Annotated in this window: 15 protein-coding genes, 1 tRNA gene, 1 pseudogene and 1 CRISPR repeat array (1 of these 18 running past the window's edge); of the genes and pseudogenes, 5 read left to right on the top strand and 12 right to left on the bottom strand. The window is 45.6% G+C overall.

Annotated features, from left to right (window positions below; all coding sequences use genetic code 11):
* Positions 1-679: direct repeats of the CRISPR family, unit length 37 nt; unit sequence GTTCCAATCCTCACCCAGCCCGAAAGCTGGGCGCTAC (it extends 4,832 nt beyond the left edge of the window).
* A gap of 174 nt (positions 680-853) precedes the next feature.
* The 9 genes from cas2 to H6G00_RS17915 all read right to left on the bottom strand — a co-directional run bounded on the left by cas2 (position 854) and on the right by H6G00_RS17915 (position 9,923).
* Positions 854-1,144 (bottom strand): CRISPR-associated endonuclease Cas2, encoded by a 291-nt coding sequence (gene cas2 / locus H6G00_RS17875; RefSeq protein WP_190797786.1) that lies wholly within the window; start codon positions 1,142-1,144, stop codon positions 854-856.
* Positions 1,145-1,156: 12 nt separating this feature from the next.
* Complete coding sequence (cas1c, locus tag H6G00_RS17880) at positions 1,157-2,188, bottom strand: type I-C CRISPR-associated endonuclease Cas1c (RefSeq protein ID WP_190797787.1); 1,032 nt, start codon at positions 2,186-2,188, stop codon at positions 1,157-1,159.
* Complete coding sequence (gene cas4, locus H6G00_RS17885; RefSeq protein WP_190797788.1) at positions 2,185-2,808, bottom strand: CRISPR-associated protein Cas4; 624 nt, start codon at positions 2,806-2,808, stop codon at positions 2,185-2,187. The genes cas1c and cas4 overlap by 4 nt, the downstream gene beginning before the upstream one ends.
* A 4-nt stretch (positions 2,809-2,812) precedes the next feature.
* On the bottom strand, positions 2,813-3,964 hold the full coding sequence (gene cas7c / locus H6G00_RS17890; protein ID WP_190797789.1) for a type I-C CRISPR-associated protein Cas7/Csd2: 1,152 nt from the start codon (positions 3,962-3,964) through the stop codon (positions 2,813-2,815).
* A 71-nt stretch (positions 3,965-4,035) separates the two neighbouring features.
* The gene (gene cas8c, locus H6G00_RS17895; RefSeq protein ID WP_190797790.1) at positions 4,036-5,793 is read right to left on the bottom strand and encodes a type I-C CRISPR-associated protein Cas8c/Csd1; all 1,758 of its coding nucleotides are present in this window, start codon (positions 5,791-5,793) and stop codon (positions 4,036-4,038) included.
* Positions 5,790-6,461 carry a type I-C CRISPR-associated protein Cas5c gene (cas5c, locus tag H6G00_RS17900; RefSeq protein WP_190797791.1) on the bottom strand — a complete coding sequence of 224 codons (672 nt, stop codon included), beginning with the start codon at positions 6,459-6,461 and terminating at the stop codon, positions 5,790-5,792. The genes cas8c and cas5c overlap by 4 nt, the downstream gene beginning before the upstream one ends.
* 12 nt (positions 6,462-6,473) lie before the next feature.
* Positions 6,474-8,675, bottom strand: coding sequence for a CRISPR-associated helicase Cas3' (cas3, locus tag H6G00_RS17905; protein ID WP_190797792.1), 2,202 nt, complete (start codon positions 8,673-8,675; stop codon positions 6,474-6,476).
* A 140-nt stretch (positions 8,676-8,815) separates the two neighbouring features.
* Positions 8,816-9,151 carry a hypothetical protein gene (locus tag H6G00_RS17910; RefSeq protein ID WP_190797793.1) on the bottom strand — a complete coding sequence of 112 codons (336 nt, stop codon included), beginning with the start codon at positions 9,149-9,151 and terminating at the stop codon, positions 8,816-8,818.
* A 403-nt stretch (positions 9,152-9,554) separates the two neighbouring features.
* Positions 9,555-9,923, bottom strand: coding sequence for a hypothetical protein (locus H6G00_RS17915; RefSeq protein ID WP_190797794.1), 369 nt, complete (start codon positions 9,921-9,923; stop codon positions 9,555-9,557).
* 398 nt (positions 9,924-10,321) lie between these two features.
* Between H6G00_RS17915 and H6G00_RS17920 the strand changes: the two genes are divergently transcribed.
* The gene (locus tag H6G00_RS17920; RefSeq protein ID WP_190797795.1) at positions 10,322-11,590 is read left to right on the top strand and encodes a hypothetical protein; all 1,269 of its coding nucleotides are present in this window, start codon (positions 10,322-10,324) and stop codon (positions 11,588-11,590) included.
* 318 nt (positions 11,591-11,908) lie between these two features.
* Here the strand turns inward: H6G00_RS17920 and H6G00_RS17925 are convergent, their stop codons facing one another.
* Together H6G00_RS17925 and H6G00_RS36710 are read right to left on the bottom strand one after the other, a co-directional pair.
* The gene (locus H6G00_RS17925; RefSeq protein WP_190797796.1) at positions 11,909-12,097 is read right to left on the bottom strand and encodes a hypothetical protein; all 189 of its coding nucleotides are present in this window, start codon (positions 12,095-12,097) and stop codon (positions 11,909-11,911) included.
* Positions 12,093-12,248 (bottom strand): annotated as a pseudogene (locus tag H6G00_RS36710) (TIR domain-containing protein); the annotation flags it as partial. The pseudogene H6G00_RS36710 and the gene H6G00_RS17925, both read right to left, overlap by 5 nt.
* A 1,299-nt stretch (positions 12,249-13,547) precedes the next feature.
* Between H6G00_RS36710 and cas12k the strand changes: the two are divergent.
* Both cas12k and H6G00_RS17935 read left to right on the top strand, forming a co-directional pair.
* Positions 13,548-16,037: a type V CRISPR-associated protein Cas12k gene (cas12k, locus tag H6G00_RS17930; protein WP_190797797.1), complete on the top strand. Its 2,490-nt coding sequence runs from the start codon at positions 13,548-13,550 to the stop codon at positions 16,035-16,037.
* A gap of 771 nt (positions 16,038-16,808) precedes the next feature.
* Positions 16,809-17,921: a DDE-type integrase/transposase/recombinase gene (locus H6G00_RS17935; protein WP_199318568.1), complete on the top strand. Its 1,113-nt coding sequence runs from the start codon at positions 16,809-16,811 to the stop codon at positions 17,919-17,921.
* A gap of 666 nt (positions 17,922-18,587) precedes the next feature.
* Here the strand turns inward: H6G00_RS17935 and H6G00_RS17940 are convergent.
* Positions 18,588-18,661 (bottom strand) — tRNA-Pro (locus tag H6G00_RS17940).
* Positions 18,662-18,786: 125 nt separating this feature from the next.
* Here H6G00_RS17940 and lipA point away from each other — a divergent pair.
* Together lipA and H6G00_RS17950 are read left to right on the top strand one after the other, a co-directional pair.
* Entirely contained in the window at positions 18,787-19,674 is an 888-nt protein-coding gene (gene lipA, locus H6G00_RS17945; RefSeq protein WP_190797798.1) for a lipoyl synthase, read from the top strand.
* A gap of 520 nt (positions 19,675-20,194) precedes the next feature.
* Positions 20,195-20,437 carry a hypothetical protein gene (locus tag H6G00_RS17950; protein ID WP_190688361.1) on the top strand — a complete coding sequence of 81 codons (243 nt, stop codon included), beginning with the start codon at positions 20,195-20,197 and terminating at the stop codon, positions 20,435-20,437.
* Positions 20,438-20,483 lie beyond the last annotated feature (46 nt).

The following is a 20,483-nucleotide window of genomic DNA, read 5'->3' on the forward strand; positions in this document are numbered from 1 at the left end:
TCCTCACCCAGCCCGAAAGCTGGGCGCTACGCCTTGTTGGTTCAATACGCCAGCAGGGTCTTTGTTCCAATCCTCACCCAGCCCGAAAGCTGGGCGCTACCTGTGCCGCTTTTGAGCGAGGTTGCTGTTTTTCGCATGTTCCAATCCTCACCCAGCCCGAAAGCTGGGCGCTACTTTGGCGATCGCGCATTTGCTGAGTTGTTAGCATGTTCCAATCCTCACCCAGCCCGAAAGCTGGGCGCTACGTGATCACTCCCACCGAGGGCCCTTCAAACTGTCCCATTGTTCCAATCCTCACCCAGCCCGAAAGCTGGGCGCTACCGCCGGACTGGTATCGCTTCAGACTGGAGATGGGTTCCAATCCTCACCCAGCCCGAAAGCTGGGCGCTACGGTTTGGTGGCGAGAAAACTGTGATGCTTCAGCAGTTCCAATCCTCACCCAGCCCGAAAGCTGGGCGCTACTCGTAGTGAGTGGCGATCGCAATTTCTTTAGCTGTGTTCCAATCCTCACCCAGCCCGAAAGCTGGGCGCTACCCAATCAGCATTGCGCCTGTATCAAGCTTGCCGAGGTTCCAATCCTCACCCAGCCCGAAAGCTGGGCGCTACAAGGACCCAGCAGGAGTGCTGAACCAAAAGGGCTTTGTTCCAATCCTCACCCAGCCCGAAAGCTGGGCGCTACGGCGATTGTATCAAACCCTTACTGGATGCAAGATTCGGAGCATAATAACGCGAACCTTGAATGATCTACCTATATTTGCCCTTTGCATATCTGCCAAAAACGCTTGAAAGTCTTGTCAGAGCTAGGGCGCGAACCCTACTGCTTTTCAGACATCGCTTCAGGTTCGCGCTGAAGTTAGATAATAAGCGTGTCATTGTAATCAATATACTTATCTATTCCGTAACACTCTACGTATTGCTCTCTCGGATTTGGCAGTTTGTAGAAGCGGAGATTATCAAGTTTTGGATCAATGATCTTTACTAACTGAGACTGAAATGTTTCATATTGAGCTTCGTTAATCTGACATTCAAAAATTGAAAACTGAACTCGCTGTCCATAATTTTTGCAGACAGTAGCAACTTTCCTCAAGCGGCGCTTACCTGCTGGTGTTTCAGTATTGACATCGTAAGCAACAATAATGTTCACAAGAATGAGAGGTTAGCGTTGAATGAATGGTTGATAGGCTGGCAGATCGCCTCGCAAGTGCCGTGCTAAAAGGCGGGCTTGAATGTGCGCTACCAGCCCTAGCGGAGTTTTAGAACCTACAAGGGGATGCGAAACTTCTTCCTGCTTGCGTTTCTGATAGGCAGTAAGCAGCGTCTTCCGAGCATCCTCAGTAAGGTGGATTGCTCCACCCGGTCTTTCAATAAAGTCATCAGGCTTGATTTGTCCTCGATTAATCAAAGTCAGGATTAATCGGTCAGCTAGTGGACTCCGAAGTTCCTCCATCAAATCGAGTGCTAGAGCTGGTCTACCGGGCCGAAGGGCATGAAGAAAACCTATCTGTGGATCAAGTCCAACTCCTTCACAGGCGGCGATACACTCTCCTACAAGCAATGTATAAACAAATGAGAGTAATGCATTAATAGGATCACGAGGTGGGCGGCGCGATCGCTCTGTAAACGTAAAGGCTATACGATTGGTACGAACCATTTGAGTAAATGCAGCAAAGTAGGATTTAGCCGCATAGCCCTCAATGCCCCGTAGCTTGTCGAGGTCTTCCGCCTTCTCTGTACTTTGAATAGCATCAGCGTGAACTTTAGCCGCCCTAGATAAGGCAATGCGATCGCTCTCATCATTTGCTTCTCGCGCCGCTCGCATTAGAACACTGCGAGCATTTTGTAGCTTACCTGCCACAACATGACGGGCAATGAGCAGAGTGGAATCAGTGTTATCGAGTGCTGTGTGTTGGGATCGCCGTAGTAGCACATTGCCAGTCGTTGAACCCGATAGCCTTGCTCTAAATCGTCCATGTTCTGAAAGCCAAACGAGATCGCGTCCATCATCCGCACAGCGATGAATCAAAAATGGACTGATCAGGACATTACCAAAAACGACAATGCTTCCCAGATGGTGTAGGGGCATCTGAAATTTAGTGCTGCGTTCGACTTCGAGTCTGAGCGTATCGTGATCAAGATGAACATAGGTGCCTTGAGTTTGAACGTAGAGGGTATTAAGGAGTTGTTTCATGCATCACCCTCTACAAGAAACAATCCATTGGATTGGCTTACACGGGTAAACGCTGTGACAGCGTAGGGCATACAAGTTTCGATGAGGGAACAATCTGGGCAGCGTTCATCTGCAACAGGTAGAGGTAGTTGAGTAGTTGTTACTAGGCTGCGAACTTTCTGTGTGGTTTCAATGACAAGCGATCGCAAATCATCGTTGAATTGCACTTCGCGCCGTCGCCTGGAAGCGTGGTGAAATATAGCCCCAATAGGCACTGGGCGACCTGTCATTTCTTCTAGACAAATTGCCTGGGCACATAGTTGAAGTTCATCCGCTTCACGGGGTTTGCGCGGTCCTGATTTGTATTCAACGGGATAAGGAGTGCCATCGGTGTAGAACTCCACCACATCCGCAATGCCTGTTAACCCTAATTGGTGTGACCAGAGGGGTAGGGCACGTTCAACCCTAACCCCCTCAATCAATTCGTACTCAGGAATATTGACAGTTTCGTGAACCCTATGCCCTCGCAGCGTGTAGAGATTTTCGTCAAAGGTTTGCTCGACGTGGATTAGCGCACATTGACGAGGGCAATAAGCGTAATGCTGGAGGGCACTGATGAGAACATAGTCATCGAGTTCCATAGGGTTAACCCTCAATTAATCGGGTGAGGGTGACACCATTAGGTAAGTTTTGATCATCTACCTGAACGCTGTAGTCTGTAAATTGCCGGGGAACAATGCCTTGATCTTGAAGTTTTGGGATTTGGATGCGCTCAAAGAGTTTGTGAGCTGGGGCGCAACCAAGTTTGTTGTCGTGGGAGAAGACATACAATCCGCGAGGAGCCATCATGCCACGACTGGCAGAGCGATCAAACTCCCACATTTTGACAAGGCTTTCCCAAAATAGTTCTAAATCTTTTTTATTAACTCCTGTTTGAGATGCCAGGTGGGGGGAGTAGAAGCCATGCCCACGAAACAAACCATAGGGAATCATGGTTTTGCGCCCAATAGTCTGTAGTTTCTCCCGATCTTTGGCATCGGTGACAGCAACACGGGTAATAGCTAAATCTTGCGGTTGAACAGGGTCAATCGATCGCGCAAAGGTGAGTTGCATTGCCCCACGCACTTGACCTGCATTTAGACCCGTACTCATGACAGCACCAAACATCCGTACATCGTAGAAGTTTTGGCACATCCACTTTTGAGCTTTTTCAGCATTGAGGCGATTTTTCTCTGGCTTGCCCGCCTTCTTCACTAAATCTTTGATAAATTTGCTAAACGCCTTGTTCTGTTTGAACGATTCTGCTACTACATCAAACTCATAGAATTCCTTCAACTCATCCTCAGACAACTCGCCGCTGTACTCTAAGGTTGCATCTACTTCGCCCGATTCCTCATCGTTATCAACAAAGACAAATGCAGTGGGAAGATAGGGCTTTAACTCCCGTAGCGGTACTAAAACCTTGTTATCTTCAACAACAGCTTTGGCAGATGTACCGACTGGAATTTTTTCAGCGATATATGCTCGACGAATTTGATCATTCAACACCCCGCGATGTTCGACAAAGATTTTCAGCCTTGCCGCTTCTTCATCACTCGCTGCTTCATAATCTGCATAGGTAGCGATGTAGTTGCGAATTTTACGTTTAAGCGCCACATCCGTCACCAATCCTTGAGAAGTTTCCACATCAGTGCGAGGCATATTGCCCCCATCAGGGTCGCCATTAGGGTTGCCATCAACCACGTCAAATAGCAGAACAAAATCGTGGCGAATGTTGGGATCGAGGTGTTTAGTCATGTAAAGTTCTTTATGGACGAATGTCAGAAGTGTTCAATTGATGGTCTAGGAAGAATAATTTGAATAACTGCTTAAGCTGAGGCAGAGACTTGAGCTGCTTTGTTTGCCTCAGCTTTGGCTTTGGCAGTGGCGCGGTCGTTGGCTCGTTGGTGGTAGTAGCCTAAGCCGAACAGCCCTTGCTGCTGTAGATTCAACGTTTTTGGAAAAGTTGGTAGGCGATCGGGAGCCATAATTTCTTCGACTCTTTCTTCTAAGGCTCTGCAAGTCCCTGGCATCGTTTTTCGTAACTTAGAAAAATGTGCTCTTGCCCCTCGTAGTAGGGGAGGAAAGGCAACCGCAGGGGTACTTGATGCTGTGCCGTAGTAGCGATCCGTAAGTGATGCGTTGACAGAACCAATTGCTGATCGCTGAATAGACTCTAGTACTGCTAACAATCGACCACAGGAATAGGCTGCGAGATCATTGCCTTCTAGGTTTGGGTTTGGGTTTAACTGTTCCATGTTGGTCATCATGTCCTTACGGGTTGGGTGACTCGAAAAAATGAGTTTCAACAGAACGGTACGAGGGTAGGTGACTTCCTGCTCAGTGCGATTGCGCCGTACTAATTTGATCAGCAATTCTTCAGGAATGCGATCGCCGTGTAGGGCATTGCGAATCAAAGTTGTGGGGGCAGTTGGCTGCATTTCTTTGGAAGCATCACGATAGACACTTGCCGCCAAAGCGTAAACGCTGAAGAAACGGGGTGCTGCTCCATAAGGGTCAACGATTTGCTGGTGCTGAAACCATTGCTGTAAATTTGTCTGGACGTTAGAAATCGTTGTTTCAAGCCAATCGCGGACTACTGCCCGTGCATTGTTGGCAGTTAGTGCTAGGGCATAGAATTGATTGACCTTTGACTCGTCTAAACTGGATGCTTGTTGGGCTGTAAAAGGAGATTTCAGTAGATTTTCTACTTCTTCTAACTTGGGCTGATTTAGAAGAGCTAATGGGTTGAATCCGGTTTCCTCCCTTGTCCAGAAGGTGTAAACCGTTGAGCCAATGTAGAGACGCGATTGCTCATCAGCGATTAACGAGTTCAATGCTTTAGTAAATCGTTCTGCGGCATCACGAGAAACAGGTGATGTTAAGGAATTCTGCAACCCGTAAGACATAAATGGTGGAGAATTGGCAGACACCAACGCCGTTCCTGATGGTTGCCCACCGATTAGTCCTTTAACTAGGAAAGGAAGGCGCTTCTCAACAATGCCCTCCTCACCTGTGATTAAACAGGTCATAACTGGATTACTGTTATTTTCTTCCTCACTTTCTCCTGATGTGTAACTTGCCCAGAATGCTTCTACAGCTTGGAGCTTATAGCCTGTATCAGCGGGGACCACGTCTCCGACTCTAAATGTCACTACATCACCCGGATCAAAATCTTTGGGTAAATCGACTTTGGCTTTGTCAAATTCGGATGTCGTAAGAAACCTAACAATCGCTTTAACTGTAGGCTCTTCGGTTGCTTTAGCACACGCTTGAATTAGTTGCTTGAATTGTTCATGACAATCTGCAACTCTTTCAGGCTTGGAAGTTGGTCGTCCAACCCCCAACACATACTCACCTGTATCAGCTAGAAGCTTTGGTTTAACACCAACTGTACGACCAATGTGTGGAGTAACTACCGCAATACCGCGTTTTGCTTCCTTTGTTTTCAGAGGAACAAGCCCCTCATAATTGCCTTCTGGCGATAAACTAATGAACCAGGCGACGTTGGTTTTGCCATACATGGGAGGTGGCAAATCGTCTTTCATCCGGTTATCGGCATACTCTTTCAATTTCGTCAGAATCATGTTGGAATCCTCAATATGCCGTCTTCTAACCTGGCTCGAAAAAATCGAGGCTGAGCTTTGCCCCTGGTGACTTTTGCTCCGCTGCTGTCGTGAGTAAAATATTCTAAAGTCGGTGATTCAGTTGTGGGAGTAAATTCCATATCTAGCAGCATTAACCCCAATTCATCGCTATGGGCGATGGGATGATCTTCTGGACTGGGTTCATCGAAAAAGGCACTAAATTCACGAGTTCCCAAGTAGGGCTGATGGTGGCATTGCCCTTTTTTCACCCGTCGTCGAAACTGATCACGATATTTTGCATCATTCGCATCAGCATGGGCTTTGAGTTCGATGTCGGCTTTGATGATGTACGCTACATCGCGTAGTCCTAATGTGTGACGTTGGGCACGATCGTCGTCAGCAAAGTAGTGATAGTCTGCACTCTTGGCAGAACTGGCACTCTGCCAACTGTTCATCTCGTTGCGGACGATGGAGAAATGTTGGATAGGCTTTAACACCTGAATTTCTCGTATGAGCCAGCGAAACTCTGGTTTCCAGAAAATCGCCTCTAATACTCCTCGTGCTGCACTTGCGGTCATGACGGGATAACTAACTCGCTCTGCACCGAATTCAGGGCGTGTGAAGCAGGCATAGTCAGCCCAGACTTTAACTATCAAAGGTGGACTCATCCTTTTTCCTCTTCAAAAAATCAAATCGGCTGGATCACGCACGATCGCCATGTCTCCAATAGCAATTCCCTTTTGGCTGTCGTAGTTGCCTTGCCAGAGCCAAAGACCGGGAGCGATCGCTTCTCGTAGTTCTTCAGTTTCTTGAAATTCGCGGTTACGTAGGTTGATGAGGTAGGGTTGCAGTGCCTTTAAGTCTCCTGAACGCAATCCGTACCGCTGAATGCGGTGAATGATTTCTGAGGCACGATCGTTATACTCAATCACAACAGGTGTGGTGTCGTCTGGAATGAGCTTGAAGCGGGCTGCAACTTCGGGAAAATCGAATACCTCTCGATAGTTCTGCACCTTATTCGCGTCTGTATCTAAGCCTAGATAAACCCTACGGAAATAGGTTTCAAAAATGCTTGGGTCATCCCAATCTAAGTTTTCACGACTCAGCAATATTGCCGTTTCTTCAAACGCCTTGCGATATTCACCAGGAGGCATTTTGCCCTCTTGAGGGTTAAAGATAATGACTTGCCCTTTTTGGGGTCTACGTCCTTCTCGGTTACAGCGTCCTGCGGCTTGCACAATTCGGTCGAGTGGTCCGATTGCTCGATAGACAATTGGAAAATCGAGATCAACTCCTGCTTCTACAACCTGTGTAGAGACAAGAATGCAGGGTTCATGAGTGGTAAGGCGATCGCGTACCTGCTGTAATACTTGTCGTCGATGTTGACCACACAGCAGTGTTGAGAGGTGGAAGATGTAGTCTTCGTTTGCATTCGGCAGTGCATCTAAAATCGCCAGTGCGTCTTTGCGTGTATTCAGAATTACCAGGGCTTGATCCTGCTGTTGGATGCTTTGCGCTACGTCTAACCAACTCCATGCTTCTATCGGTACGGTATAGCTCACGCGGTTCAGTGCTGTGAAATGTTGGATTGCGGTTGCTTTAGGGATGATGTCCCTTACAGTTCCAGCCGTGAACCCTTCTAAATATGGTGTTTCCCCTTCCAATGCGGGTTGGGTTGCGGTGCATAGCACGACACTTACTTGATATTGCCGACAGAGTTCTTTTAAGACACTCAGAATCGGCTTTAATAGCTTAGCCGGAAGGGTTTGAACTTCATCCAGGATGATGACGCTTTTGACGATGTTGTGGAGCTTACGACAACGACTTGTACGATTCGCAAATAGACTCTCGAACAGTTGGACTGTGGTTGTGACAATGAGGGGAACATCCCAATTTTGGGTTGCCAATCTTGCCTGAGCCTGGCGTGATCGGGCATCTTCTTCGTTTCCCTCGTCGGGTTTGACGGCACTGTGATGTTCTAAGACAGCATCTAGTCCAAAAATGCTGCGATAAACCTCCACAGTTTGTTCAATGATGCTGGTGTAGGGAACGGCTACAATCACCCGATCTAAACCATATTGCACCGCATGAGCTAGGGCAAACGCTAAACCACTGCGGGTTTTGCCTCCTCCAGTGGGCACGGCTAGACGAAACACACCAGGAGGTAATGAAGCTGCCTCAGTACAAGCCTGGTAGACTTGCGATCGCACCTGGTTAACCGGAGTGTCAGCAGCTTGAGCCAGCAATTGATCTTGAGCGACTTGTAAACTCTCCCAAAGTTTTTTTACCGTTGTTCGAGAGCCACGCTGAGCCGCCATTTCTGGATCGAAGTGGGTTTCGGTATCGAGATAGTCAGCATCGACCAAACAGGAGAACAATAACCGTAGCAGCAGTTCATACCCTGATTTGTCTTGAAATAACCCCATCAACTGCTGTGCCGCACTGGACGAAATATTGAGGTCTAATGCATCTAATGCTGCATTTTGTAAAACACTTTGGTAAGTAGTAGCATCCACTTCCTTGAGACGATCGCCCAATTTCCCGTAGCTTTGTAAGCCTGCATGATGTCCGAAGATCAGTGGTGCTAATGGTTCAAATCTCTCAGCCGCTAGTTTTGCCCCATAAATCGCATGAGGAACTCGATCGCGAGGCTCTGCATCTTCTGATTGGGATGCTGCTTTGCATTGCTCTAAGTATTTCTGAAAATTGAAGTTGTATTTGCCCAAATCATGCCAAAGTCCAGCATAGTAACCTAACTCACCTGCATCAAGCTTTTCCGCAAATTGCTTTGCTCTAGTCGCTACCTTCTGAAGGTGTTGCTTTAATCCATGCCATGTATCAGAGTCTCTTGGAGGAGTATGAGCAGCAAATTTAGGCTTCATGACAACTGATTATGCGGCTTCAGGAGTACATTTGTTCTAAAATTTCCCTAAATCTAACCTCACTTACTGCATTACTGCAATTCTTTAAATTTGTACACAAATTGTGGTGGGAAAAATAATAGTCTTCTACTTAGACCGAGCTAGCAGCTAATCGCGTCTCGTAAGGTACGTCTCAAGTCCCCAGAAATAGGCAATCCACCAATCTCACCACACAATCTGGATCTAGCTTCCCCTTTGCGTATCCGCTCCCGATAAATAGCAATTAGTAAGGCTTCAAGACCGTACTTTGCGAGCATATCGGCTGCTAACCCAACAATTCCAAGTAATACAACGCCCAAAAACATTCCACCTGGTCCTAGCATTGCCAAAGCTGCGGTAATTGCAGCAGCCCCTGTTAGCCCCGTTGTAGCCATTGCGACTAGCAGAATGATTGCTGGCAGACCGATTCCGGCAGCTTTTCTAACGAACTCATCCATACAAAAAGCCCCTACATGAGATAAATGAATTGGCTTATGCACGATCAAGACTTTTTACACCAGTAGTTTGCTGTCACGACTGTTGACAACCTTGCTGTAACTTGTGTTGATCGTCCGAATTAGACGGTGTGCTAGCTTTTACTTGCCAAGCCGCCCTAGTATTGTGCCAACCCTCATGCCAAAGCTGCTAAAGCTTTGGCAGTGCGAAAAGTGATTACTTTGCTTCAATGGCATTTTGCGTAACCCGATTCAGTTTTCCCAGAATCTAGCCTCGGTTACTGCATGACTGCATCATCTTTAATATCCTTTAATAATCAGTCGATCGCCCTATACACCACTCAAACATCGGTCTTGCCTTTCCAAGCTGCTAAGACTGATAGTTTCCAGTATTAGGAATCATCTGCTATCCGCCTAAAGCAAACGCTCTTGAACTGCCTGTGTCGATTGGCTTAAGCGTCACTCTCTCTGTCCTAGTCAGTCTTAGGCAAGAAACTTGCCCATGTTGAGTAATCAGATGGTTTCCTTCTGCCGTATCCAGCACAACCTTGACTGACCCAGCACCATCATTCTCAACAAACTCAACATCCCCGTCTAAATCGTTAGCCCTCTCCAAAGCAGCGATCGCAGCCGGATTGCCCTGCTGCGCCAACACGGTAAGTAGGTTAGTGACGGTTTGGCTAACGGATTTGAAGACTGGCTCTAACCATAGTTCGACCTTTTGCAGTAATTGACCTAGCTGCTTAACTGTTGGGGGACGAAACGTTGGGAACAATTACCTGTGAGCTAGTGGAAGCCATTCGCTGTAACGTCACTATTGATTGAACAAAGCAGGAAACCGTGAGAGCCAAACTCCGTACTGTCAAATGATTGCTCCGGAAATACGATTATCCACCTGTAAACAGGAGAAGGCAACCCAAGCCATCATTCATTAAGCTGAAACTTTTTGTAAAGATTGGGCAGACTGAACAGTCGGCGATTAATAAAGATGGTTCTTGAGCAATCGAGATTTTTATCCCTACTGACGTTGGTGTTTATACAACTGTTTACAATTCAGTTTCTTCCAACAGTTCAGCTTTTTACAAGTTAGAAGTTGTAACCGCCAAGGAACACTAATAACTGTGAGCAATCTTAAGGGATGTTCACTATTAAACATGAGTTGAGGAAAAATACATGGTATTCCCAGGCTGGGAGTTAACACGCGCAATTCCTTCCGACGTAATCATAGGTCTATTGAGCGGACAGTATAAGCTCTACGGCGGAGTAATTCGTTGGGCGGCAGGCACAGAAAACGCAGGGCAGATTGTGCGGCACTTAGTTCCAGCAGGGGCGCAGTTGCTTAACTTTGTCCCAGGACTCAACTTTATCCCAGGCATCGTCAACAGCCTGCAAATGTCTGAGTTGAAAGACGTGGTGAAAAGTAATACCGTGCAACTTACACAACTCTCCAGCCAGGTAGGATCACTCTCACAAAGTACGCATCAGGTTCTTCAGTTTGCTACAGGTGCTGCTGCTTTATCGGGTTTAGGACTTGTAATCAGTTGTGTTGGCTTTGTTGCCATTAACAATAAGCTCAACGCGATTGATAGCAAGCTCAAGGATATCCAAAAAGACGTTCAAGCGATTCAACAGTTCTTAGCCAGCAGCGAACGCGGCAAGCTCTTTGCCGCACTCGATTCCTTACTTAAGCTAGATAAAACACCCGTCGAGCATCGCCACACCATTTTGCACAACGCTCGGCAAACACTGACCGAAATCAATATGCGTTATCGTGAACTACTTTCGAGTGCTACAACAATCGAACCTGCGATGGCGTATGAGGAATATTTTGTCTTGACAGCCCTCGCTCAAATTCGTTGTACTGCTGAATTAGGTATGTTGGATGTTGCCCAGCATGAAATTCAAGAAGCAAATGGCATCTGGCAAACTCAGGGGCGGAGGATTGCCAAAGAAATTTTAGTCGGTGAGTACCCAGAACGATTTCTAGCCAGTGATTTTGTTAACTCTGTTTCCGTCTCTGAGTTTGTGGAATGGTTGGATTTTGCCAATGAAGAAGTGAAAGGCTATGTGTGGGTCGATGACCTGCGGCGCAAACTAGATGAAGCCTGGTATGCGAAAAGCTGGCTCCCAATGATGAATGGTGGCTCTGGGTTAAACAAAAATATCGGCATTGGCTTAGAGAAAGAACAAACGATGGTAATGCCAGCGTTACGAAAGCTAATTGCTCGGAGTAATGTGTTCGAGGGATATGTTGCCCAATACGACCTATTGGTTGCCCAGAACTTGACTCCCTCTAAGTTTGAGCAAAAAATGGTAGCCCTTCCTCAAAGCTCTGTCGTTGAGGGTTACTTCATCCTAGAACCAGTATCAGCGCCAGTGGAGCAAGTGGAGCAAGCCCCACCAAAGCGCTTTCCTTTTCAAAGGCCCTTACGGCCGCGGTAGCGTTTACAAGACACCTGAACTAGGATTAGCTGCTTTTCAGCGTTCAAGATCCTCGATGAGAGGGTCAGTATTGCATTGATTCTGATACTGTTAGATCCTCAGTCCGCAACCATTGAGCAGAGCTAGCTTCATCTACTGAGATTGCAGTTTAGAATAGCTCATGCTCTGACTGAGGTTGCTCTAACCTGACCACTAATATGCTCTGAGCAGTACTGACCTGAGATGTCCCAAAAGCGACATTCGTGAAAACTCGGGACTTTTCGCGCTGGAGCCGAGCTGCTGAGAATCGCGATCGCTTTCCGCAACTGTGCCTTGAACTTAGCATTCACCGACTTGCTGGAACGCGAATGCTGCCGTCTGCATAGACAGCCGCCCCTCCAACCGTAGCCCTCGACATTGCTTCACACTCAGCGGCAACAGTACCACATGTTCCTTAACCACCCCACGCCAATCAAACTTCTGAGTAGGAAACTCCCACCCAGAAACCTGATATTTTTGCGTCTGCACGTTGAATACCGCGAGGACGTACTGCCAACCGCTGCTCTAAATTGAATTGGTCTCGCTTCTGAGCGCGTTGTAACCCTTCACCAATGTCGCGCAGCTCCTAGTCGAGCCGTAAACGCCCTGTGTCCTTGAGGTTGGCGGCAAGAAACAAGATGGATTATGGGGCTGTACTAAGAAAGGGCATAAGGTAATTGAGCTTAGGAGAAATCGATGTTGCTCAACTATTAGCCGAGAGCGGAGAAAGCCATGTGATTTCTATCCTGCCTCCTCTAATAGCTGTAATCCTCCCCTCCATTTCGGGCAACTCACACTCATATCCGTCACCATCTATCAAATTAGCTACCAGGCTTACTGGCTTAGTTCTAGTAACGATGCTGTTGGTGAAGATATTACAACTGCCCTGACGATCATATTACAAGGGTTGATGAGTAACGAAACGAAAGTCAAGTGATACAACGTTTGCTATACGCTTGTAATTCTGCTCGTACTGAATTCACCAGTAGCATCTGCTGCTAAAACTAAACCTACTTCAGAAAAGCTTTTGTCTTAGCTATCTTTATTGCAAGCCACAAGACTTCCTATTCATTATTTGATTTTTTATAACTAAACCTTATGTAGACAGGATTTAACAGATTTACTCCAGTCCAAAGTAGAAGCCACGAGTCTTTTTACATTGATCAGAATTAACTGAAAATTCTTTTATCTAATAGCTAGCTGATCTCTTTTAAGGATTAAAGATGTAGAGTTAAACCTTTGAAAGCTTTATTTTATGGAGTTTATGCTTGCTGTTTATAATAGCCTCAGCCTCAAAAAAGCACAAATGCTTCAAAAATAATTTGAAAAAGTGGGTTGCAAAATTACATTAGAGGGCCTATAGTTGATCGCATTCGAGTTCGGATTCTTTCAGTGCGACTAAAGGCTTTAACTACCTGGGTTGGTGTAGTCAGCATTAAGTGGCATAGGAATAGCGACTTCAAAAGAAGGAGAAGTAATCTGACTATATATTTCGACTTCCTGATGTAAATGGAAAAGAGTGATTTTGTAAGCTTTTAAACTTGCAAAATCAAAACATTCATTGAAATTAGTAGGTGAAAACTATGCCTGCTAGTAGTCATAGTTCTACTTCTGCACTCAATCCCTGATCTACATTGACTCTGAAGGTAGTGCTTTAAGACAGAAATTTATTTGTATTGTTTTGAAACTTTGTGTTTTAAAGTTTTGGGGATTTAACACTAGGTGTCTGACGACAATTACTTTTTGCCTCCGCGTCAATTATACGTAGAAGCGATCGGAGCTTGTAGCAAGGGTTTGAGCATCTGTTCTAGTTGTCGTTTTGCCCAAAAGTAATTTTTGTCAGACACTGCATGAAGCGTGAAAACTTTAAGTAATCAACTAGTAGTGACTTCGCTTAACCCAGCTAAAACCGCCACATTCACTTAATGACGAGGTTGAAATGGTTGTATCTAAACCGAAACCTTCGGGAAAGAAGAACAAGTCTGACAAGCTGAAGAAAAAGGAGGAGTCTGACAAGCTGAAGGAAAAACAAAAGTCTGACAAGCTGAGGAAAAAGGAGGAGTCTGACAAGTTATACAAAACAGTATGCTGCTACCTTTGTGCAGATGAACTAACTCGTAAGTTCCTCTGGGAAGTGATGGAAAAGCACGGGCTTCTAATCAATGCCCTATTAGACCAAGTTGGTCACTCACTTGAGTTTGAAGAGTGGAAACAGCAAGGCTGGTTGCCGGATAAGGCTCTGGTAGAGTGGTGCAAAGCTCTCAAGCAAGAGAACCAGTTTAAAGGTTTCCCTAGCCGCTTCTATATATCAGCTCAGTCGATAGTAAAAGAGATGGTTGAGAGCTGGGTGAAGCTACAGAAGCAATTATTGGGCAAGAGCAATGGTAAGAAGCGGTGGTTGAAATCTGTTCAGGAGGACATTGAACTTTCCAAAATTACCGATTTAAGCCCGGAGATGATTCAGAATCGGGCAAAAGAGATTCTCTTGGAACTATATCAACAGGAAAACTCTGAGTCCCAATCCTTGGAGAGTTTAGAGGATAACTCGCAGGAAGATCAGCAAGAAGATGAAGGCTCAGACAGCCAACCATCGCTTTTCACCCTTCTGTTTGACACGTATGACATGTACAAGGTGACAGAGGATTTCCTCTCTCGCCGTGCAATTGTTCACCTATTGAAGAATGAGGGTGAGGTGAATGAGGAGATAGAGAAGCCAGAAAAGTTGGAGGAGAGGTTAGTAACAAAAAGGGAAGAAATTCAGCGTTTAGAAGAACAACTAGCAAGTCGTTTACCTAAAGGACGTGACCCGACAGGTGAGCAAGCGCTGATTTTCTTAGAAGAAGCTATTCAACTTCCAGAACATCCAAACTGTTATCCACCTTTATTTCTGTTTAATGTCTTTTACCATTATGCTTTGCTACCAACGCCTTACGTGCAGTACACCGTCTACTTGCTTCAAAAGCGCCTGATTGAGCAAAAAATTGTTGAGTCAGAATTTTTAGCTTGGCAAGAATCGGTGGACGGACGACTTGCTAATGCGGCAAAAATAACAAACTCTTCGCTGTATCCGCTTAGCTTTGGCAGTACAGATGATCTTTACTGGTTATTTGAAACGAAGGAGGGGAATCAACAAGATCCTGAGCTTAGGCAATCATGCGAAGGTACAAAGTTGAGAAAACGCCCTTCAAAACGCAAGCGAAAAAAGCTTAAAACACGGTCAGAAGAACGAATATCTGTTCGTTTCAAGGGATTTGGTGAGTTTGTCTTCAGAGTGAATTGCGATCGCCGTCAATTACCATTGTTCCGACTATTCGCTACAGATTATGACACCCACAAAAAGCTGGACAAAGAACACAAGTACTCCTTGGGATTATTTGCATTCCGCTCAGCAAAATTAATTTGGAAGGAGGATAAGCAGTTACTCCATAAGAAGAAAACAACAAAACAAGCAAATCTAGAAGATATTAATACCTCTCTAGAACCCACATCTCTTCCGCCCTGGAAAACTCATCGCCTTTATCTTCACTGCTCATTTGATCCAGATTTATTAACAGCAGAAGGAACTGAAAAGGTTCGCTTAAGGAAGATTGCTGAGACAAGGAAAAAACTTGATAACACTAAGAAGAAAGAGCAAGAGCTTCTAGCACAAGCATCTGCGGACAACTTGACTGAGCAGGAAAGGCAGGAACTAAAGTACGAGGCAGCTAAGAGACGCAAAGGGATCTCAGCTTACGAGACAAGCTTAATTCAACTGAACAATATACCACCGCGTCCCAGTAAGGTTCCGTATCAAGGTGAGGCAAACATCACACTGGGTATTAGCCTTTGTCGTCAAGAGTTAATAGGCGTGGCTGTTGTGGATTTGCAAACTCAACAAGTGCTTGAGTATTACAGTATTCGAAAACTATTGACTAATCGACGAGTAAAGAAGTTAAGACGCAATCGAAGCTTGCTTCAGTTGAAGTTGGAGAAATATCGTTTAGTGAACCGATTACGAAAATTGAAAAGGCGCAACTTGGTTTATAGGCAGAAGGAACAAAAACAAGGGCAAGTCGTTGAAAGTAACACAGAGTCTAACCTTAGTCAGTATTTAGAGCGATTAATTGCTGCAAGAATTGCTCAAGTTGCTTTGAAATGGCAAGCAAGTAGTGTTGTTATTCCAGATCTAGAAGGTATGAGTGAATACATCGAAAGTGCAGTTCAAGCTAGAGCTAAGCAATTATTTCCGAACCACCGGGAAAAACAGAAAAACTACGCTAAGCAGTTTCGGATTGAGGGACATCGCTGGAGCTATACAATGTTAACTGAATTTATTCGTAGCCGTGTTTTGAGTGAGGGAATTTCAGTCAAAGTTGGAAGGCAACCAGTAACGGGAAGTCTTGTAGACAAGTCCCGCAAAATTGCTTTGTCCGCTCACAGCCTTGCCTGATTTCAGAATATGTTTTTGATCTGTACTTGGACAATGCAATAGTTTGAAGCAATAGCGCGCCGTTACTAAACGGTGTTAAGTGAAGGGGTCAGTTTTATTGCTTTCCGCCCCGGTAGCTGAATGCTCTTCCTGTGAATTTCCATAGGCACAATGCAGGGTCGCGCCTAGCATTAAAGGGTAATTCTTATTATTAGTGGTTCTCGCCTCTAGTAGTAAGGATACAGAAATACATGTATGTCGGCTACCAAAAGCCCAAGCAAGGGTCCCACCGATTACTTCTTTGGCAAACCAAAGCAAGGGAGAAATCCTCAAAGGTTCGCCAATCCCTCAAACTCAAATCTACACAGCTCTCTCCAATTGCTGCATTTTCTTCCAAGGAAGAAAAGGGACATCCATTTAAGTTTGATAAGAGCTTGCCAATCGTTCAGGAGAAAACTGTGTCAGCACAAAGGCTTTGAGGATGGGAGTTGCATCAGCCCTCCCATGATTGGGCGGGTTGAAAGGCGTAGCTTAGCGGTTAACCGCACTCGCCAGGCTCGGTTGCATCAGCCCTCCCACGATTGGGCGGGTTGAAAGTAGCAAACCTAAATGTATGGCTGAGCAAGAGGAGAAGGTTGCATCGACCCTCCCACAATTGGGCGGGTTGAAATAGTCGGGTGGGTTGAAAGGCGCACTTCGTTCGGGAAATGTCCATTAAATGGCTATTTGTCTAGTTTTTAAATTGACAATCGCCTTTTTTCTAGCAATTCCTAAGATACATCAGTTCAGCTTATGAAAGATCCAGAAACTGCATCTGCTGCTCAACCGCCTGCTTCCACAGAGGTGACCGTCTCCGTAAAAGAAAATCAGCAACCCGTGCATAGGATTTTGACCGATCTTATTGAGGATGTTGAGGATTTAGATAAGCGAAGAGAGGTAATGCGGTGGATCGAGGCGATTGAAGACATTATCCAAGCTCCTGACGATCTTCAACAGGAGAGAATTCAGTTGTGGGCAGACCGATTGGAGAAGCACCCCCGAACGATAGAACGAGCACTGGAGAAGGCTGAGAAAGAGGATCTAGCTTCGATCGCTAGGGCTACTCGGTCTGATGCAGGAAGGATTAGGGGTAATAAGCGGTGGAAGCCTTCTGTCCAATATTGGACAGAGTTTATCTTGAAAACTTATAACGATGGTGTTAAAGCCAAATTAGGTATGACCCCAAGTCTTGTTAACAATCAAGTTAAGAGCCATGCCGAGTTGAAATTAGGGTTAAAGCGAGGGGAATACCCTTCTCATATGTTTGTATACAAAATCATAGCTCCCCTCATCGAAAAGAGGAAACAGAAGATTCGTAATCCAGGGCAGGGCCCCGGAATCATTGTTAAAGTTACGAGCGGCAGGAAAGATGGCAAATGGCTTGAGGAAGATATTGAGGTTATCCGAAGCAATCAAGTTTGGCAAATTGACCACACTCGGTTAGACAACTTGCTTGGTGATGAAAAGGGCAATCTCGCTGGCTCTGTATGGATTACTGCTGTTATAGATACGTGGTCAGGCTGTGCGATGGGGTACCACCTCAGCTTTGGCTCTGCTGGATCTTATGAGGTTGCTCTAGCACTCCGCCACGCTATCTTGCAGAAACACTACGGAGCTGAGTATCAACTCCAAAAGGAGTGGGAAGTCTGTGGTCTACCTGAATACATCGTTACTGATCGGGTTAAAGAGTTTAAAACGGCACACTTGAGACACATTGCATCAGACTTGGGCATCAAGTTGCGCTTTCGTCTTTACACGGAACAGGGCGGAATAGTAGAACGGTTATTTTTGGAACTGAAAAGCGAATTTGCAGCATTGATACTTGGCTTTAAAGGGGAGCCTAAAGGATGGTCCAGAAGATGCTGAGAAGTATGCTTGTGTTGTCTTTGAGGACTATGACCGTAAGTTAGTCCGGCATTTCGTGGATCACCACAACCAACATCTTTATCCAAGGGTGCCGAACCAAACACGCTTGATGAGGTGGAAAGTAGGTTTATTAAGTGGTCAATCTAGAATGCCTGCTAGTGAAAGGGAACTCGATCTCTGCTTAATGAAAACTACGAAGCGCAACGTCGAGGAACGGGGATGTATCAATAAATAAGGGTACTGTGTTAGCAAATAAGTTGCGCAAAACTTTCGTCGCAGCAACTTTTATTGTAGAAATTTAACTGGTATTCAGTGAGATGTGCAGATCTAGACCTTGGAAAAGGTGAACAAATGCTCCTAACTCTCGTAAGACATGTAATGGGTTAGAGTTAATGGGTTAGAGTACGCAGACCATAAAAACAGTTTTGCGATTGGGCAACTTCGCTTGTAGCAGGTTGTGCTTCCAGTCAAACAATTTCAGCAGCACGTCCTTCACAGCAGTTTTTGTGAAATTAATTCTTTAAAACTGGTTGTTTAAGTCCACGGTGAGTCAATATGACACCACAAGCTCTTAATGGCCTGCAAATAGGTCACATTTGGCAAGATTGTGAAATTAATTCTTTAAAACTGCCCATTAATTCTTTAATGGACATTCGACAACATAAATCGGGATGAAAGGATTTGAACCTTCGACCCCCTCGTCCCGAACGAGGTGCGCTACCAAGCTGCGCTACATCCCGTAGTTTTTCAACTTTACACTAGCCTATCACAGCAAACGGGTATCCAAGTCATTCACTTGTGGCTCTGATTTCAAGTCCTGACTCTTGCTAAGATTAGATTTGTTAACGTTTGGGTAAGGTTAAGCGTGACTGTTAAGCCAGATTGGTTAAGGGTTAAAGCGCCTCAGTGGGAGCGGGTTGGCAGTGTCAAGGAAATTTTGCGTGACCTGTCGCTGAATACAGTTTGTGAAGAGGCTTCCTGCCCCAACATTGGTGAATGCTTTAGTCACGGCACCGCAACTTTTTTGATCATGGGTCCAGCCTGCACGCGAGCCTGCCCCTACTGCGACATTGATTTTGAGAAGAAACCTCAAGCACTTGACCCAACTGAACCATCTCGGTTGGCAGAAGCGGTTCGCCGGATGAATTTAAACCATGTCGTGATTACATCTGTGAATCGCGATGACCTACCGGATGGCGGTGCATCTCAATTCGTTCAGTGCATCGAAACAATCCGGGTCATTTCTGCTAAGACTACCATTGAGGTTTTGATTCCAGATTTGTGTGGGAACTGGGAAGCTCTGGAAGTGATTCTGCAAGCACGGCCGGATGTGCTGAACCACAATATGGAGACCATTCCACGACTATATCGACGGGTTCGTCCTCAGGGAGACTATGAGCGAACTCTAGAATTGTTGAGGCGATCGCATCAAATTGCTCCCTGGCTCTACACCAAATCGGGAATTATGGTAGGTCTGGGCGAGACTGATGCAGAAGTACGTCAGGTAATGCGAGATCTGCGATCGGTAGACTGCGACATTTTGACGATTGGACAGTATCTTCAGCCCACGTCTAAGCATTTAGCTGTACAGCAGTTTGTTACGCCTGAGCAGTTTGCTGAGTGGCAGCAATTTGGTGAATCTATCGGTTTCCTTCAGGTTGTTTCCTCGCCTCTGACCCGCAGTTCTTATCATGCTGAGCAGGTACAGGAGTTGATGGAGCGCTACCCCCGGACTGCTGATCTCTCAATTTGATGGAATCTACCCGAAAAGAACTTGTAAAGGCATCCATTTGGAGCATAGTTGTCTTTACAAATGGCGTCTTGTTCGCAAATTAAGTAGGGCTGCGGTTCTCACGGCCAGAGGCGGAAACCGGCAGTTAGGTTTGTGGTGCACAACACTGCCTAATTCTATTCCCTAAGAGCGAAAGACTTCCTTGAGTCTTGCTTCTGTAGATCTATAGAGTTGAATCTAAAGCAAAACTCTTGACAGAGATATTTACCCCTAACTTTTAGCTAAAACCTAGATACTACTCTAATGAATAAATTTAGAGCAGTTAAATGGAAGTTTTACTACGAGCGTATTTATAGAAGTAGAAAGGCGATCGCAGCTAGATAGAACCAAACTATTGCTTAAACAATCCTTATTTCTACACACAAATTCAGCCTGGATTGTTAGCCAAAAACTGTTTCTATTTACCGAAGGAACCTTAATAAAACTCCTATAAATGTGCTCCAAGTTTAAGCTTCCTCTCTGAACAAGTGGAGAATTTATTATGGTTGGTCAAATGTGCTGGCTATCTAAACTTGGGAAAGACGGGGAGAAAATTTTACACTTAAAAGCTCAACCGAATGAACCCTGGTTGCCGTATACTGCCTATCCCCAGTTTGCCGCTCCAGATTACAAGATTCCTGGGGGTTCAAAAGGTTGGGCAACTTATCAGAAATTGATGAAAGCGGGTTGGACATTAATACCCAGTTCCCAGGCTAGAGAACTGGTGGCTTTATCTAGACATTAATACTCTTTCAGTTAATCCGTTTTCAACCACTTATTAACGTGTATTG

This window comes from Leptolyngbya sp. FACHB-541 (assembly GCF_014695875.1).
Lineage (GTDB): Bacteria > Cyanobacteriota > Cyanobacteriia > Elainellales > Elainellaceae > JAAUTN01.

Coding starts and splice junctions, on each gene's coding strand:
- cas3 (WP_190797792.1), bottom strand. CDS start 8,675: ATGAAGCCTAAATTTGCTGCTCATACTCCTCCAAGAGACTCTGATACA.
- cas1c (WP_190797787.1), bottom strand. CDS start 2,188: ATGAAACAACTCCTTAATACCCTCTACGTTCAAACTCAAGGCACCTAT.
- cas7c (WP_190797789.1), bottom strand. CDS start 3,964: ATGACTAAACACCTCGATCCCAACATTCGCCACGATTTTGTTCTGCTA.
- cas4 (WP_190797788.1), bottom strand. CDS start 2,808: ATGGAACTCGATGACTATGTTCTCATCAGTGCCCTCCAGCATTACGCT.
- H6G00_RS17910 (WP_190797793.1), bottom strand. CDS start 9,151: ATGGATGAGTTCGTTAGAAAAGCTGCCGGAATCGGTCTGCCAGCAATC.
- H6G00_RS17935 (WP_199318568.1), top strand. CDS start 16,809: ATGAAAGATCCAGAAACTGCATCTGCTGCTCAACCGCCTGCTTCCACA.
- H6G00_RS17950 (WP_190688361.1), top strand. CDS start 20,195: ATGGTTGGTCAAATGTGCTGGCTATCTAAACTTGGGAAAGACGGGGAG.
- cas5c (WP_190797791.1), bottom strand. CDS start 6,461: ATGAGTCCACCTTTGATAGTTAAAGTCTGGGCTGACTATGCCTGCTTC.
- cas8c (WP_190797790.1), bottom strand. CDS start 5,793: ATGATTCTGACGAAATTGAAAGAGTATGCCGATAACCGGATGAAAGAC.
- cas12k (WP_190797797.1), top strand. CDS start 13,548: ATGGTTGTATCTAAACCGAAACCTTCGGGAAAGAAGAACAAGTCTGAC.
- H6G00_RS17920 (WP_190797795.1), top strand. CDS start 10,322: ATGGTATTCCCAGGCTGGGAGTTAACACGCGCAATTCCTTCCGACGTA.